We start from the raw sequence: 15,047 nt of genomic DNA, 5'->3' as shown, positions 1-15,047 counted from the left end.
CCTCCTGCCAAACCCCTGTTTTGCCGACATTTTTTCATGCCGCCGTTCTGGCACGGATATTGAAAGCGTTGGTCAGGTTGCAACACCGCCAGCCTGTCCGGACAGACCACTAAAAACGCAGATCCGGCACAACAAGAAAACACATCGAATGCCATATGCATGGCATGGAGGAGCGTAAACACATGGAGACTTTCTATCAAGCCATGCGTCGCCAAGGCGTGACTCGGCGCAGCTTTCTGAAGTTCTGCAGCCTGACCGCCACCTCGCTGGGCCTGGGCTCGGCTTTTGTCCCCCGCATTGCCTATGCACTGGAAACCAAGCCGCGTGTGCCGGTGATCTGGCTGCACGGTCTGGAATGCACCTGCTGTACCGAGTCCTTCATCCGCTCGGCCCACCCGCTGGCCAAGGACGCCATCCTGTCGCTGATCTCGCTGGATTACGACGACACCATCATGGCGGCAGCCGGTCACCAGGCCGAAGCCATCCTTGACGACCTGATCAAGAATCACAAAGGCAATTACATTGTCGCCGTGGAAGGCAACCCGCCGCTCAATGAAGACGGCATGTTCTGCTTCCCCGGTGGCGAACCCTTCGTGGAAAAACTCAAGCGCGTATCGGCCGACGCCAAGGCGCTGATCGCCTGGGGTTCCTGTGCCAGCTGGGGCTGCGTGCAGGCTGCCAAACCCAACCCCACCCGCGCCACCCCGGTACACCAGGTGATTCTGGACAAGCCGGTGATCAAGGTACCGGGCTGCCCGCCGATTCCGGAAGTCATGGCTGCCGTCATCACCTATATGGTGACCTTCGACAAGATTCCCGAGCTGGACCGCCAGGGCCGGCCCAAGATGTTCTACGGCCAGCGCATCCATGATAAATGCTATCGCCGCCCACACTTTGACGCTGGTCAGTTTGTCGAGAGTTGGGACGACGATGGCGCGCGCAAGGGCTACTGCCTGTACAAGATGGGCTGCAAAGGCCCCACCACCTATAACGCCTGCTCCACCGTGCGCTGGAACGACGGCGTGTCCTTCCCCATCCAGTCCGGCCATGGCTGTATCGGCTGTTCGGAAGAAGGCTTCTGGGACAAGGGCTCCTTCTACGACCGTGTCACCTCCATTCCGCAATTCGGCGTGGAAGCCAATGCCGACAAGATCGGCTTTACCGTGGCCGGCACCGCCGGCGCAGCCATTGCCGCCCATGCTGCGGTCAGCGCCATCAAGAGCACCATGCTGAAGAAGCAGGACCTGCAACCGCTGGACGCCGCCGCCCCCGCGCAGAATAAAGACAAGAACGAGGAGAACGTCTGATGTCCTACCAGACCCAAGGTTTTACCCTGGACAATAGCGGCCGCCGCGTGGTGGTGGACCCGGTCACCCGTATCGAAGGCCACCTGCGCTGCGAAGTGAACATCGACAGCAACAACATCATCACCAATGCCGTGTCCACCGGCACCATGTGGCGTGGCCTGGAAGTCATCCTCAAGGGCCGCGATCCGCGCGATGCCTGGGCCTTTGTCGAGCGCATCTGCGGTGTGTGCACCGGTACCCACGCACTGACCTCGGTGCGTGCGGTGGAAGACGCGCTCAAGATCAAGATTCCCGAAAACGCCAACCTGATCCGCAACCTGATGCAGGCGGCGCTGTATGTGCACGATCACCTGGTGCACTTCTATCACCTGCACGCGCTGGACTGGGTGGACGTGGTGTCCGCCCTCAAGGCCGACCCGAAAAAAACCAGCGAACTGGCACAGAGCATTTCCGACTGGCCGCTGTCCAGCCCCGGTTATTTCCGTGACCTGCAATCGCGGCTGAAGCGCTTTGTCGAATCCGGCCAATTGGGCCCCTTCCGCAATGGCTACTGGGGTCACCCTGCGATGAAGCTGCCACCGGAAGCCAACCTGATGGCGGTGGCCCACTATCTGGAAGCGCTGGATTTCCAGAAGGAAATCGTCAAGATCCACACCATCTTCGGCGGCAAGAACCCCCACCCCAACTGGCTGGTGGGTGGCATGCCCTGCGCCATCAATATCGATGACGTGGGCGCAGTCGGTGCCATCAATATGGAACGGCTGAACCTGGTATCGCAGATCATCGACCGCACCATCACCTTCTGCGAGCAGGTGTATATCCCGGACGTGATCGCCATTGCTGGCTTCTACAAGGACTGGGCAGCCATCGGCGGCGGTCTGGCCAGCCAGAGCGTGATGTCCTACGGTGACTTCCCCGACCATGCCAACGACTACAGCGAAAGCAGCCTGCTGCTGCCGCGTGGCGCCATCATCAATGGCAAGTTCAACGAAATCCACCCGATCGACCTGTACGCTCCGGATGAAATCCAGGAATTCGTCACCCACAGCTGGTACAGCTATGGCGACGACAGCAAGGGCCTGCACCCCTTCGACGGCATCACCGCGCCCAAATTCGAGCTGGGTGCCAATCACAAGGGGACCAAGACTCGCATCGAGCAGCTGGACGAATCGGCCAAGTACTCATGGATCAAGTCGCCACGCTGGAAGGGCCACGCCATGGAAGTAGGCCCGCTGGCGCGCTACCTGATTGGCTACCACCAGAACAAGCCGGAGTTCAAGGAACCGATCGACAAGCTGCTGCACACGCTGGGCGCGCCCAAGGAAGCGCTGTTCTCCACCCTGGGCCGCACCGCCGCCCGTGCGCTGGAGTCGTCCTGGGCCGCCAACAAGATGCGCTACTTCTTCGACCGCCTGATTACCAACATCAAGAACGGCGACACGGCCACCGCCAATGTGGAGAAATGGGACCCGGCCAGCTGGCCGGCCGCAGCCAAGGGCGTGGGCTTTACCGAAGCCCCGCGTGGTGCGCTGGGCCACTGGCTGAAAATTGCCGATACCCGCATCGACAGCTACCAGTGCGTGGTGCCCACCACCTGGAATGCCGGTCCGCGTGACGCCAAGGGCCAGATCGGCGCTTACGAAGCCTCGCTGATGGGCACCAAGATGGCGGTGCCGGATCAGCCACTGGAAATCCTGCGCACCCTGCACAGCTTCGACCCTTGCCTGGCCTGCTCCACCCATGTGATTGGCAAAGACGGCGGCGAGCTGGTAAGCGTGAAAGTACGTTGAGTTCGTCGCCACACCAGCCCACCCACTCCCCCGGAACGGCTGGCAAGGCGACGATTGACCAGTCCGCATGGCCTCGCTCCCCCCGCAGGCCATACGGGCGAACTTCCTGATCGACCGCCACGCAGGCCGGGGTGAGCATCACTCCCGGGATGTCCGGCAGCGTGGTGGTTCGGCGGGAAAACAGGAGATTCGGCATGAAAAGCTATGGCTTCGACGGCAACGCCCCGCAGGGCCTGGGCCGCAAGGTCACATCCGTCTATGTGTATGAAGCGCCGGTGCGCCTGTGGCACTGGGTGACGGTGCTGTGCATCATCACCCTGTCGATCACCGGCTATCTGATCGGCAAACCCTTACCTTCGGTACCGGGTGAGGCGACCTTCAACTTCGTCATGGGCTATATCCGGTTTGCCCATTTCACCGCTGGCTATATTCTGGCCATCGGCCTGATCAGCCGGCTGTACTGGGCGCTGGTGGGCAATCACCATGCGCGCGAGATCATTCTGGTGCCAGTGTGGGACAAGGGCTGGTGGAAGGAGTTTTTCTTCGAAGTGCGCTGGTATCTGTTTATCGAGCGCTACCCGAAGAAATACATCGGCCACAACCCGGTAGGGCAGATCGCCATGGCCACCTTCCTGTGGGTGGCGGTATTCATGTGCTTCTCCGGTTTTGCCCTGTACGGTGAAGGCCTGGGCACCAAGAGCTGGGCGTATCAGGCTTTTGGCTGGGTGATTTCCGCTTTTGGCGGCAATAGCCTCACCGTGCACAACTGGCACCGGCTGGGCATGTGGTCCATCATCCTGTTCGTGATGATCCATGTGTATGCGGCGATCCGCGAGGACATCATGTCCAAGCAGAGCATGGTATCCACCATGATCAGCGGTTTCCGCATGTTCAAGGACTGACACACGATCTGCTGCACTCGGGTGATACTGCATTGAACTGTCGCTCAAAATGCTCATGTACTTGATATACATTCCGCTTTTCGCGCCATTTCGCCTTGTCTGACCCTTCGTTCGCGAGATCGTTAAGGTTTGCTGCCAGTTTTGCACTGGTGGCAAACCACCCCACCCGCAGCCATCCCAACCACTTCACCCCGCCACCATGACCATCCCGCTCGTCAGTGCCCGCACCCCGCTGCACCCCGGCCGTTTTCTGGATAGCCGCTTTCTGGCTCCCGCCGGATTGAGTCAGACCGAGGCAGCCCGGCGGCTGGGCATTTCGCGGCGGCGGCTGAACGAGCTGATTGCCGGCAAGCGCGGCATCAGCCCGGACACCGCCATCCGGCTGGCCTGCTTGTTTGGCCAGGATGCCCAGTTCTGGATGGCGCTGCAAAGCGCCTGGGACCTGGCGCAGGCCCGCCGCCAACTACGGCAAGCACGTCGCGTTTAAGCCTTGCGTAACACCGGACGCAACCTTGCACTGCGTGGCCATCAACGACCCGCGCTCCGTACACCATGCCGCGCCATGCCCCCGCTCGCCTTACCTCCATGTTCCTTGCCTTCCCAGACGCTGCACTATTTTCCCTGTTTACTTGCTTGCCGCCTCTGCCCTATGCCAAGCAACGGGAGGGTGCAGCGCATGACACACCAAATCACCACACCCGTCCTCTCCCTGATGCGCCAACACATCGTCCTGCTGCAAGCCATGCTCCAGCAGGACCGCTTTGCCGCACTGCGCAACCCGGTGCAGGAGTTGGCACGCAGCTTTGCCCAGTCGGATTCGGCATTACGGGAACAGGCCCAGACGCTGGAGGCAGTGATGGCCTTGCTGGCCCTGCACCCGTCTGATGCCTATCGCAATCACTTGATGCAGGGCTTGCTGGGTTTGCAGCAGCAACAACAGCAATTGCTGGCTTAAACCCGCGCAGTCACCCGTGCAGAACAGCCCGGCTATTTAATGGATGGGCGGGCTGTTGGCTTAAGGCTCTTTGTTCAATAGCAGCGTGCCTTGCATCTGGTTCCGGAAAACGTCCGTATCATCATCGACCTGATCAGCCGGAGTACCACCATCAAACTGGTGGAAGCCTACGGCGGCAGCAACTGCCTGGAGCTGGGCAACAACGCCACCGTCAACAACGTGCTGGTGACGAAATACCGGCCGTGTGACCGCCAGATTGAAGAGACTCTGAATAAGGAGGATGACCTTGCCCCGCTGAGTGATACCGGGCAAGGGTTGTTATTCTGAATGAAAAATGGCCCGAACAGGGCCATTCTCACTTCGATTTAACTATTCCAACGGCTCACACAATCAACAGAAAAACTAAAATACTCCATTGCTTTCAACAACCTAAAGCAAGATTTATTATTAAACAAACCCTAAAACAATTGAATCACACTTCAAATTCCACAAATTTACTTTCAACTTCACCATACTCTTCGCATATGATTTTAATGATAACACTATGCTTACCACTAAATAAGAAACACATCTTGTATCTATCAGAAAAAATCTTACTTCGCGTATGAAGCAACTCATCCATCTTAATAGTAACTTTTCCACCATCTAACCACGTATCCCAATCCCTATTAATTTTTGGTATTCTGGGGATAATACTTGCACTCGGGGAGATCGCCGACCTTGCATTAAATAGATTATCTAAAATATCTTGACGTTTCTTGTCATACAAATCCAAGCCTCTCACTCTAGCACCATAATATTTAGCCCTAGCACGCTCCAGAGGATTTTTCGGAATAGGACTTACTGGCATCGAAAATTCTTCATTACCATCAAAAACAAAAATGCCAGGCGAAAACACAACATCCACATAAAGATTATTAGCCTTCGACGTACCCATATTAGAGACTTCAATAACAAGTGGCATCGAGTTATTTTTTATTTTGAAAATTCTCTCACATTCACTATTATATCTATCCAACTCATCTTGCTTCGGAATTGAATTATTATACAATTCCAAGTCATCGCCTGAAACGTAATCTCTTAGAAATAGATCCACATCTTCAGGCCCAATAGGCACCACCATTTCAACTGGCACATAAGAAGATAAGGCACCATCAAAAGCAGAGGGCTTCACCATCACATCTATGATCGGTAACTTTAATGATAGCTTTGACTCCAACTCCATCAACCTATCTCTCAAATCTCTATTTTCCTTACTCAAAGCTGTTAATTCATTCGACAAAGCCTCTTCATTTCCTGCATTACTGCCTCTAACCCATCCAATGCCAGGCTTTTGCATGATTTGCTTCATCAATGAGATAGAAACACTCTTAACAAGCTGATCTTTTGCCTCCCAAAACTGAGCCATTTTTGAGTTAGTCAACACCATTTCTCTAAATTTACAAATCTCCGAAAGATCATCATCTCTCTTTTCTTTTGACAATGGCACTGTATCGTTCATAACAAAAGCAAGGATTGGTATTTTTTTCTCCAAAGCATATTGATATTCCTTCTGAGTAAAGCTAATGCCATCAGATGTTTTTGTTCCATACCTCAATCCGAGGACAAGAATATAATAATCACTAACCTCAATTGTTCTTCTTATAATTTCCCACTGATCCTCGTCCTCTGCACTGAACATTTCCATACCAATTGGAATATTATACATCTCCAACACAGCCTTAATAATGCCTTCACGCTCATCCACCAAGTCAGAATACGTCGAGCTAAGAAACACCTGGTATTTAGTAGCTTTCAAAACATTTTCCTTTCAATGTACATAAATACAATTTCACAAGCTCACACCCTATCAAAACAACCCTAATTTCCAAAAAAAATCCACACCCAATTACTCACAAAAGCCTTAAGCAACAACCAGCAATTATTGTAGCCATATAACCTTATCATTAAAAGCAGCCACATTAAAATCACTCCCTACCGTGATCCTGCGGTGCCCGACGCTTGTACCGAACCCTTTCCCAAACCACCCTCCTCCTGACTTTCCCTACGATTTGCCTCATGTCCTGCATGAGGAAATCGTGTCCCGCACCATCAATCTGATCGTCATCCACTGCGCAGCCAGTCCCAATGGCAAGGTGCTTGGCTCTGCGTCTAAATCGGCTGCTGCCATCATTGACCAGTGGCATGCCCAGCGCGGTTCACCGCCAGCCGACCGCCATTCCCGCATCGGCCTTGCCCATTTCCGGGAATACCTCCATTCACGTCAGCTACCTGATCGACACTGGTTAGATGGTTTGCACTTTTACTTTCCATTTGCCAGGAAAATGTCCTTGCATTGCGTATGGAATAAGCGGCAAACCCCTGATCCGGCACATATTCCCGGCAAGTCCGGCACTGGCACGAAACTTGATCTGTAACCCACTCCGTTACAGGCCATCACAGCATGCATACCGACAACATCATCATCATGGGGCTGGGCAATCTGCTCTGGGCCGACGAAGGCTTTGGCGTCCGTGCCGCCGAGCAGCTGTATGCCCGCTATCAATTGCCCGCCAATGTCGAGGTCGTGGACGGCGGCACCCAGGGGCTGCTGCTCTTGCCCTATGTGGAAGAAGCCGACCGGCTGATCCTGTTCGATGCCATCGATTTCGGGCTGGAACCGGGCACGCTCAAGGTCTACCGCGACGACGCCGTGCCGGCCTATCTCACGGCCAAGAAAATGAGCCTGCACCAGACCGGCTTTTCCGAGGTGCTGGCACTGGCCGACCTCAAGGGCAATCTGCCGGCCAGCATCGTGCTGATCGGCGTGCAGCCGGTGCAGCTGGAAGACTATGGCGGTAGCCTGACCGACGCAGTGCGTGCGCAGCTGGAACCGGCCATTGCGCTGGCCGTACAGCAGTTGCAGGACTGGGGTATCAGCCTTTCAGCCCGCCAGGACGATGACAGGCTCAACCATGCCAGCCTCGACATGCAGCGCTATGAAGACGAACGACCATCCGCCGCAACCGCCTGCCGCATCGGCGATGGCCGTGTACTGGGAGAACAATGATGTGCCTGGGCCTTCCCATGCAGGTAGCGCGCTGTCACGGCCTGGTGGCGGATTGCCGCCAGGGTGAGCGCTGGCAAAGCGTCGATCTGTCGCTGGTAGGCGAGGTGCAGCCTGGCGACTGGCTGCTGGTATTCACCGGCGCCGCACGCGAAGTGCTCAGCCCGCAACAGGCCGCCGACATTCTGGACGCACTGGCAGCGCTGGATGCCGCCATGAACGGCCGCTTCGATCCGGCCATCCATCTGGCCGATCTCAATCAGCGCGAGCCGCAACTGCCGCCGCATCTGCAAGCGCAATTCGACGCACAAAGGAAACCCTCCTGATGTCCACCCCGCAAGACAATCTGCTAGAGCGGCTGGCTGCCACCGGTTATACGCAAACCGACGCCGCTGGCCTGGACAGCCTGGCCACTACCACGCCCCAGCTGATCATGATGCTGAATGCCGACCCGGTGAAATATCCCGAGGTACTGGACAATGTGGTGATCGTGCCGGAAGTGCTGCGCGAATTTCCCGCCGACACCTTCCGTGTGGCCTATGCCGACCTGCCGGCCAGCCAGGCCATCGCCAAGCGCTACGGCATCCTGAAATTCCCCGCCCTGCTGTTTCTGCGCCAGGGTGAGTACGTGGGCATCATCGCCGGCCTGCAAGACTGGCCGGACATTGTGCACAGCTTTGCCGACAAGCTCACCGCCCCCACCCGTCGCCCGCCTTCGGTCGGCATTCCGGTCACCAGTGCCAGCAGCGAGAAAGGTTGCGCATGAACATCAAACCCTTCCCCGTCGCCGTGGTGGGCCTTGGCCCCGGTTCGCAACCGGAAGACCCGGACCTGGCCTACATGCCGCTGCCGCGTGAAATCGACAGCTTCGACCAGCCCACCCTGCCCACATCGGAAGAGGTGGAACACCTGCATGCCGCCAAACAGGTGATTGCCGAGCTGATTGCCCAATTGCAGGGCTATCAGGGTGATGCCGAGGTTTACCCGGTGCAGGACATCAGCCAGCTTGACGCCGCCAACCGTCAGTTGATCAACCAGCTGCTGGGCGAAGGCGAGGTGTCCTGTCGGGTGAAGCTGCTGGACGGCCGCGAACTGGACATGCAGGAGTCGGTGTTCGCCGGTATCTGGCGCGTGCTGGAAAGCAGCGCCGATGGCCAGCTGCTGGCCGACCGCATTGAAGCCTGCCCTATTCCCGCCGCCGTATGGCAGGCTGCCCGGGCGTTTGGCAAGGCCGCGCTGGACATCCCCACTCTGCCCGACCAGCTGATGAACGCCGGGCCGGTACTGACCGAAATTGCCGCCGCCATGCAAAACCCCGGCAGCGAAGCCCACATCATCAACTTTTCCTTGCTGCCGATGAGCCCGGCCGATATGGACTGCCTGGATGCCATCCTGGGGCCGGGCAATAGCGGGGTGTTTTCCCGTGGCTATGGCAAATGCCGCATCATGGCCACCTCGCTACGCAATGTCTGGCGCGTGCAGTACTTCAACGGCATGAACAGCATCTTGCTGGATACGCTGGAAATCACCCGCATTCCGGAAGTGGCGCTGGCCTCGGAGGACGATCTGGCCGACTCGCTGGACCGCCTGCAAGAAGCCTGGCAGTGGTTGCAAGGGGAATACTGATGGACGGGCGCTTTGAAGGCTCCTACCTGGGACGCGACGCCAGCCTGGCGGACGATGCGCGCATGGAATGCAAGATCTGCTGGTGGGTGTACGACCCGGCCCAGGGCGACGATGTATGGCAGATTCCGCCCGGCACGCCGTTTTCCGCCCTGCCGGAACACTGGCGCTGCCCGGAATGCGACGGCGCCCGCGATCAGTTCATGGTACTGGCCGAACCAACATGAGCCAGTCCCCGCAGCCCTTCGTCGCCACGCCTGCCGCGCAGCTGGAGGCTTTGTTCCGCGATATCGCTGCCACCCGCATGCAGGGCATTCCCATCCTCAACCCCGCACTGCAAGTGGAGGCCATCGGCTTCCAGCAATGGGATGGCCCGCAGGGACGGCTGTGGGCCGGGGTGCTACTCACGCCCTGGTTCATGAACCTGCTGCTGCTGCCGGCAGAAACCGACAGCCTGCCTGCCGTTCCGCCGACCGGTGAAACCGTGATCGCCCTGCCCGGCGATGCCCTGCCCTTCATGGCCGGCCACGAAGCTGCGCTGGGTGATTACCGGCTGTGCTCGCTGTTTTCACCGGTCATGCAGTTTGCCGATCAGGACAGCGCCCGCGCCACCGCGCTGGAAGTGCTGAAGCTGCTGTTCCCCGCCCCGCAAGCCGCCGCACCGGATCTGTCGCGACGGCGGCTGTTTGGATTGGGCCGATGAAAGCCGACCAGATTCACATTGTCCTGAGCCAGAACAAGGACAAGGGTCAGGCGGTATCGCTAAGCTGGCCACGGCTGGAGGCTGAGCGGGTACTCATCGGCCAGCACCCGGCGCAGGCAGTGCGCATCACGCCCTTGCTGTTTGCCCTGTGCGCCCGCGCCCAGACGCTGGCCGCCCAACTGGTGCTGCAACAGGCCGCCGGCCTGCCAGTGAGCATCAGCCCGGAACAGCGCAGCACTATCACGCTGGAAGCCGTGCGCGAAACACTGCGCAAGCTGCTGCTGGACTGGTCGCAATGCTTTGATGGCAGCCCGGCAGCCAGCACCTGGATGGCACGCTGGCGTACCGCCCGCGATCTGCCCAGCCTGCGCGCACTGGCCGAAGACTTTGTCTATGGCGAAGACTGCGGCCAGTGGCTGCAACGCGGCGAGGCCGGCTGGCTGGCATGGCTGGAACTGGGTGCCACGGCACCGGCACGCTGGCTGCAGCAGCTGGACCAGCCACTGCCCGGCTGTGCGCTGCTGCCGGCCCTGGATGCCGCCACCCTGGCCAGCCAGTTGGCCGACTGGCTGCGCCCTGGCGGGCCGGTATGGCAGGGTCAGCCGCAGGAAGTAGGAGCGCTGGCACGCGAAGCACCGCAGCTAGCCGGCCTGCTGGCTGCCGGTCTGCTGCCACGGGCAAGGCTGCTGGCGCGGCTGCTGCAACTGGCTCGCTGGCTGGATGGCGCGCTATTGCACAGCAGCGTTGCCAGCCTGGCCGATGGTGCGCTGGCGCTGGTGGAAACCGCGCGCGGCCCGCTGCTGCATCTGGCGGCACTGGATGCCAGCGGCCGCATCAGCCGTTACCGGGTGGTGCCACCCACCTTGTGGCACGCCCACCCGGAAGGGGTACTCAGGGTAAGTCTGGGTTTTCTGGCTGACGCCACTGCCGCAGAATGGCAGCAGCAGATCAGCCTGATCGACCCCTGTGTGCCGTATAGCGTTAGCAAGGATGTGGAATATGCATGAAATGTCACTGGCTGAAGGTATCGTCCAGTTACTGGAAGACCAGGCCAAGGCACAGGATTTCAGCCGGGTAAAGCAGGTATGGCTGAGCATAGGCGAGCTGGCCGGGGTGGAAGCCGAGGCGCTGGAGTTCTGCCTGGACGTGGTCAGCCGCGACACCCTGGCCGACGGCGCGCGCTTTCACTTTGTGCGCCAGCCCGGCACGGGCTGGTGTCTGGCCTGTAGCCAGAGCGTGGCCATCCACGCCCGCTTCGATGCCTGCCCCTTGTGTGGCAAGCATCAGGTGCAAGTGACTGGTGGCGATGAAATGCGCGTCAGCGAACTGGAAGTGGAATAAGCCCCGCACCATGAATACCGGCAAGCGGCCACTGGCCGCTGCCATCAGAACGAAAAATCAAGGAGAGGCAGCAATGTGTACCGTTTGCGGCTGCAGCAAAGGCAATGTGAAGATTGAAGGCCGGGCTCCCGGCGGCGTGAAGTTTCCCTATCGCTCGCACCATGCGCACAGCCATGAACATGGCCACTCTCACGACCACGACCACGACCAGCATCATGCTCACCCGGCACCGGCAATCCCGGCAGGCGAGGCGGCAGAACACCAGCCTGCCCTCAGCCAGCAGGCGGGCGGCGCGGCACTGCATTATGGCCAGGGCGCGGCGCACGCCCATGCGCCGGGCCTGAGCCAGGCGCGCATGGTGAAGATCGAACAGGACATCCTGTCCAAGAACGATGGCTATGCCGCGCAAAACCGCCAGTGGCTGCGCGACCGCGGCATCTTTGCGCTCAATCTGGTGTCCAGCCCCGGTTCGGGCAAAACCACGCTACTGGCGGAAACCATCCGCCAGCTTGGCAGCGACACCCTGGTGTACGTGGTGGAAGGCGACCAGCAAACCAGCAACGATGCCGAGCGCATCCGCGCTGCCGGTGCGCCGGCCATCCAGATCAATACCGGCAAGGGCTGTCATCTGGACGCCCACATGGTGGGCCAGGCGCTGGAACAACTGAACCCGGCCGACGACAGCCTGCTGCTGATCGAAAACGTCGGCAATCTGGTGTGCCCGGCGGCTTTCGACCTGGGCGAGGCGCACAAGGTGGCCATCCTGTCCGTCACCGAGGGTGAAGACAAGCCGCTGAAATACCCGGACATGTTTGCCGCCGCCGACATCATGCTGCTGACCAAGATCGACCTGCTGCGCCATCTGGATTTCGACGTGGACGTGTGCATCGCCAATGCCCGCCGCGTCAACCCGAAAATCAAGGTGCTGCAGCTGTCCAGCAAGAGCGGCGACGGCATGGACTTGTGGATAGACTGGCTGCTGCTGGAAATGAACGATGCCCAACTGGTGAAACAACGCGAAGTGGCGCGCCTGCGCCAGCAGATTGCCGCGCTGGAACAGCAGTTGCAGGAGCGTAACTGAATCATGGCCACACAAAGACTGCGCCTTACCGTACGGGGCCGGGTACAGGGGGTGGGTTTTCGCCCCTTCATCTGGCGTACCGCCCAGGCCCAGGGCCTGTCCGGTTTTGTACACAATACCGGCGAAGGCGTCACCATCGAACTGCAGGGTAGCAGCAGCCAGCTGGCTGCCTTTCGCCATCACCTGCAACACGATCTGCCGCCACTGGCGCAGATCGACAGCCTGCAGCAAAGCCTGCTGGACCCGCTGCCCGAAGCCGGGCCGTTTGAAATCCGCGACAGCAGCGGCAGCACCACCCACGCGCAGCTGCCGGCCGACAGCGCAACCTGTCCGGCCTGTCTGAACGAGTTGTTCAACCCCGGCGACCGCCGCTATCGCTACCCCTTCATCAACTGTACCGATTGTGGCCCGCGCTACACCGTTACCCATCGCCTGCCCTACGATCGTGCCAACACCAGCATGCTGCCCTTCTTGCTGTGCCCGGAGTGCCGCAGCGAATACCAGAGCCCGCACAGCCGCCGCTTTCATGCCGAACCCACCGCCTGTCCCAGCTGTGGCCCGCAGCTGCAGCTGACCGACCGCTTTGGCATTGCCCTGAATGGCGACCCGCTGCACGGTGCCTGGCAGATCCTGCAAATGGGCCGCAGCATTGCCATGAAGGGGCTGGGCGGCTTTCACCTGGTGTGTGATGCCACCAGTACCGAGGCCGTAAGCCGGCTGCGCCAGCTCAAACACCGCCCCGGTAAACCGCTGGCGGTAATGGCGCTGAATATCGATTCGGTGCGCGCTTTCTGCGAAGTCAGCCCGGCCGAAGCCACCTGGCTGCTGCGCCCGGAGCGCCCCATTGTATTGCTGCAGAAAAAACCGGAGGCCGACCAACTGCTGCCGGACATCGCTCCCGGCATTGGCTGCATCGGCGTGATGCTGCCCTACACCCCGCTGCAATGGCTGCTGTTTCACGAAGCGCTGGGCCGCCCGCAGGACAAGCAATGGCGTCAGCAAGCGTGTGAACGCATCTGGGTGATGACCAGCGCCAACCTGTCCGGCGAACCCATCGTCACCAGCAATCAGGAAGCACGCGAACGGCTGAACAAGGTGGCCGATGTCTTCCTGCTGCACAACCGCAACATCGTCACCCGCTGCGACGATAGCGTGCTGGCGGTACAGGCCGGTCAGCCCTTGTTCTATCGCCGCGCCCGCGGCTTTGTACCCGATCCGCTTCCACTCGCCGCTGGCGGGCCGGATGTCCTGGCACTGGGTGCTTATCTCAAGACCACGGTCAGCGTATTGCGCGGTACACAGGCTTTTGTATCGCAGCATGTGGGCGACCTGGACCACCCGCTCAGTTGCGAATCGCTGGAACAGACCGCCCAGCACTTGCTCGACCTCACCGGCGTCACACCGCAAGCCATCGCCTGCGACTTGCAGCCGGACAGTTTTTCCAGCCAGCTGGCGCAGCAATGGTCGCAGCGGCTGGGCATTCCCTTGCTGCCGGTACAACACCACCATGCCCATCTGGCCGCGGTGATGGCCGAACACGGCCTGCATGGCCCTCTGCTGGGGCTGGCACTGGACGGTTACGGCCTGGGCAAGAACGGTGGCGCCTGGGGTGGCGAACTGATGATGCTGGAAGGTGCCAGCTGCGAACGCATGGGGCATATCAGCCCGCTGCCGCTGCCCGGTGGCGACAAGGCGGCGCGCGAGCCATGGCGCATGGCGGTGGGTCTGTGGCAGCGCTATTGCCCGGACTTGCCACTACCGCCGCATCTGTCGGCACAGCCCGGCCTGCCACTGCTGCTGCGCCAGCTGGAAACCGGACTCAACTGCCCGGACACCACCAGCATGGGCCGCTGGTTCGATGCCATTGCCGGCCTCACTGGACTGTGCCCGCAGCAAAGTTTCGAAAGCGAGGCTGCACAAAAGCTGGAAGCACTGGCAGCCGACTGCGCCCCGCTGGCCGGAGGCTGGCAGGTATCGCCGGCCAATCTGCTCGACCTCACCCCGCTGGCGCGCCAGCTGCTGCAATTGAGCGACCCGGTCGCCATCGCCAGCCTGTGGCACGCCACGCTAGCGGCAGCACTGGCCGACTGGGCCGAGCGCGCCGCCAGCACCACCGGCATCCGCCAGCTGGTACTGGCCGGTGGCTGCTGCGCCAATCGCCGCTTGCTGAACAGCCTGCTGCCGCAGCTGCGTGATGCCGGGCTGCAAGTCCATACCGCACAACAGCTGCCACCCAATGATGGCGGTCTCAGCCTGGGACAAGCCTGGGTAGCCAGACAACGCCTGCTGCAACAATAAG

Annotated in this window: 18 protein-coding genes; 17 read left to right on the top strand and 1 reads right to left on the bottom strand. The window is 59.8% G+C overall.

Going from position 1 to position 15,047, the window contains the following annotated elements:
• Positions 1–182 precede the first annotated feature (182 nt).
• The 6 genes from H2Z84_RS04260 to H2Z84_RS04235 all read left to right on the top strand — a co-directional run bounded on the left by H2Z84_RS04260 (position 183) and on the right by H2Z84_RS04235 (position 5,281).
• On the top strand, positions 183–1,307 hold the full coding sequence (locus H2Z84_RS04260) for a hydrogenase small subunit (RefSeq protein WP_103525286.1): 1,125 nt from the start codon (positions 183–185) through the stop codon (positions 1,305–1,307).
• A complete protein-coding gene (locus H2Z84_RS04255) occupies positions 1,307–3,097 on the top strand; it encodes a nickel-dependent hydrogenase large subunit (RefSeq protein WP_181834872.1) in 1,791 nt (596 codons plus the stop codon). The genes H2Z84_RS04260 and H2Z84_RS04255 overlap by 1 nt, the downstream gene beginning before the upstream one ends.
• Before the next feature lie 194 nt (positions 3,098–3,291).
• Positions 3,292–3,999 carry a Ni/Fe-hydrogenase, b-type cytochrome subunit gene (gene cybH / locus H2Z84_RS04250; RefSeq protein ID WP_181834871.1) on the top strand — a complete coding sequence of 236 codons (708 nt, stop codon included), beginning with the start codon at positions 3,292–3,294 and terminating at the stop codon, positions 3,997–3,999.
• A 199-nt stretch (positions 4,000–4,198) separates the two neighbouring features.
• Positions 4,199–4,486 carry a HigA family addiction module antitoxin gene (locus H2Z84_RS04245; protein WP_103525283.1) on the top strand — a complete coding sequence of 96 codons (288 nt, stop codon included), beginning with the start codon at positions 4,199–4,201 and terminating at the stop codon, positions 4,484–4,486.
• A gap of 189 nt (positions 4,487–4,675) precedes the next feature.
• Entirely contained in the window at positions 4,676–4,954 is a 279-nt protein-coding gene (locus H2Z84_RS04240; protein WP_181834870.1) for a hypothetical protein, read from the top strand.
• A gap of 90 nt (positions 4,955–5,044) precedes the next feature.
• A complete protein-coding gene (locus H2Z84_RS04235) occupies positions 5,045–5,281 on the top strand; it encodes a hypothetical protein (RefSeq protein WP_181834869.1) in 237 nt (78 codons plus the stop codon).
• A 145-nt stretch (positions 5,282–5,426) separates the two neighbouring features.
• On the opposite strand, the gene H2Z84_RS04230 is transcribed toward H2Z84_RS04235, so the two are convergent.
• On the bottom strand, positions 5,427–6,752 hold the full coding sequence (locus H2Z84_RS04230) for a DUF4062 domain-containing protein (RefSeq protein ID WP_181834868.1): 1,326 nt from the start codon (positions 6,750–6,752) through the stop codon (positions 5,427–5,429).
• Between the two features lie 280 nt (positions 6,753–7,032).
• Between H2Z84_RS04230 and H2Z84_RS04225 the strand changes: the two genes are divergently transcribed.
• From H2Z84_RS04225 to hypF, 11 genes are all read left to right on the top strand, one after another.
• Positions 7,033–7,371 carry a hypothetical protein gene (locus H2Z84_RS04225; protein WP_181834867.1) on the top strand — a complete coding sequence of 113 codons (339 nt, stop codon included), beginning with the start codon at positions 7,033–7,035 and terminating at the stop codon, positions 7,369–7,371.
• 26 nt (positions 7,372–7,397) lie between these two features.
• Positions 7,398–8,003, top strand: a complete 606-nt coding sequence (hybD, locus tag H2Z84_RS04220) for a HyaD/HybD family hydrogenase maturation endopeptidase (RefSeq protein ID WP_181834866.1) — start codon at positions 7,398–7,400, stop codon at positions 8,001–8,003.
• Positions 8,000–8,326 carry a HypC/HybG/HupF family hydrogenase formation chaperone gene (locus tag H2Z84_RS04215; RefSeq protein ID WP_220272690.1) on the top strand — a complete coding sequence of 109 codons (327 nt, stop codon included), beginning with the start codon at positions 8,000–8,002 and terminating at the stop codon, positions 8,324–8,326. The genes hybD and H2Z84_RS04215 overlap by 4 nt, the downstream gene beginning before the upstream one ends.
• Positions 8,326–8,766 carry a thioredoxin domain-containing protein gene (locus tag H2Z84_RS04210; RefSeq protein WP_181834865.1) on the top strand — a complete coding sequence of 147 codons (441 nt, stop codon included), beginning with the start codon at positions 8,326–8,328 and terminating at the stop codon, positions 8,764–8,766. Before H2Z84_RS04215 ends, H2Z84_RS04210 begins: the two co-directional genes overlap by 1 nt.
• Complete coding sequence (locus H2Z84_RS04205) at positions 8,763–9,626, top strand: hydrogenase expression/formation protein (RefSeq protein WP_181834864.1); 864 nt, start codon at positions 8,763–8,765, stop codon at positions 9,624–9,626. The genes H2Z84_RS04210 and H2Z84_RS04205 overlap by 4 nt, the downstream gene beginning before the upstream one ends.
• On the top strand, positions 9,626–9,850 hold the full coding sequence (locus H2Z84_RS04200; protein WP_181834863.1) for a rubredoxin: 225 nt from the start codon (positions 9,626–9,628) through the stop codon (positions 9,848–9,850). The genes H2Z84_RS04205 and H2Z84_RS04200 overlap by 1 nt, the downstream gene beginning before the upstream one ends.
• Entirely contained in the window at positions 9,847–10,326 is a 480-nt protein-coding gene (hybE, locus tag H2Z84_RS04195; RefSeq protein WP_181834862.1) for a [NiFe]-hydrogenase assembly chaperone HybE, read from the top strand. The genes H2Z84_RS04200 and hybE overlap by 4 nt, the downstream gene beginning before the upstream one ends.
• Positions 10,323–11,333 carry a hypothetical protein gene (locus tag H2Z84_RS04190; RefSeq protein ID WP_181834861.1) on the top strand — a complete coding sequence of 337 codons (1,011 nt, stop codon included), beginning with the start codon at positions 10,323–10,325 and terminating at the stop codon, positions 11,331–11,333. The genes hybE and H2Z84_RS04190 overlap by 4 nt, the downstream gene beginning before the upstream one ends.
• On the top strand, positions 11,326–11,667 hold the full coding sequence (gene hypA / locus H2Z84_RS04185) for a hydrogenase maturation nickel metallochaperone HypA (RefSeq protein WP_181834860.1): 342 nt from the start codon (positions 11,326–11,328) through the stop codon (positions 11,665–11,667). Before H2Z84_RS04190 ends, hypA begins: the two co-directional genes overlap by 8 nt.
• 73 nt (positions 11,668–11,740) lie before the next feature.
• Positions 11,741–12,748: a hydrogenase nickel incorporation protein HypB gene (gene hypB / locus H2Z84_RS04180; protein WP_181834859.1), complete on the top strand. Its 1,008-nt coding sequence runs from the start codon at positions 11,741–11,743 to the stop codon at positions 12,746–12,748.
• A gap of 3 nt (positions 12,749–12,751) precedes the next feature.
• Positions 12,752–15,046 (top strand): carbamoyltransferase HypF, encoded by a 2,295-nt coding sequence (hypF, locus tag H2Z84_RS04175; protein WP_181834858.1) that lies wholly within the window; start codon positions 12,752–12,754, stop codon positions 15,044–15,046.
• Position 15,047 lies beyond the last annotated feature (1 nt).

Source organism: Aquitalea aquatica (assembly GCF_013911085.1).
GTDB classification, from domain to species: Bacteria; Pseudomonadota; Gammaproteobacteria; order Burkholderiales; family Chromobacteriaceae; genus Aquitalea; species Aquitalea aquatica.
The sequence above is the reverse complement of the archived record's forward strand: the minus strand, read 5'-3'. Positions and strand labels throughout refer to the sequence as shown.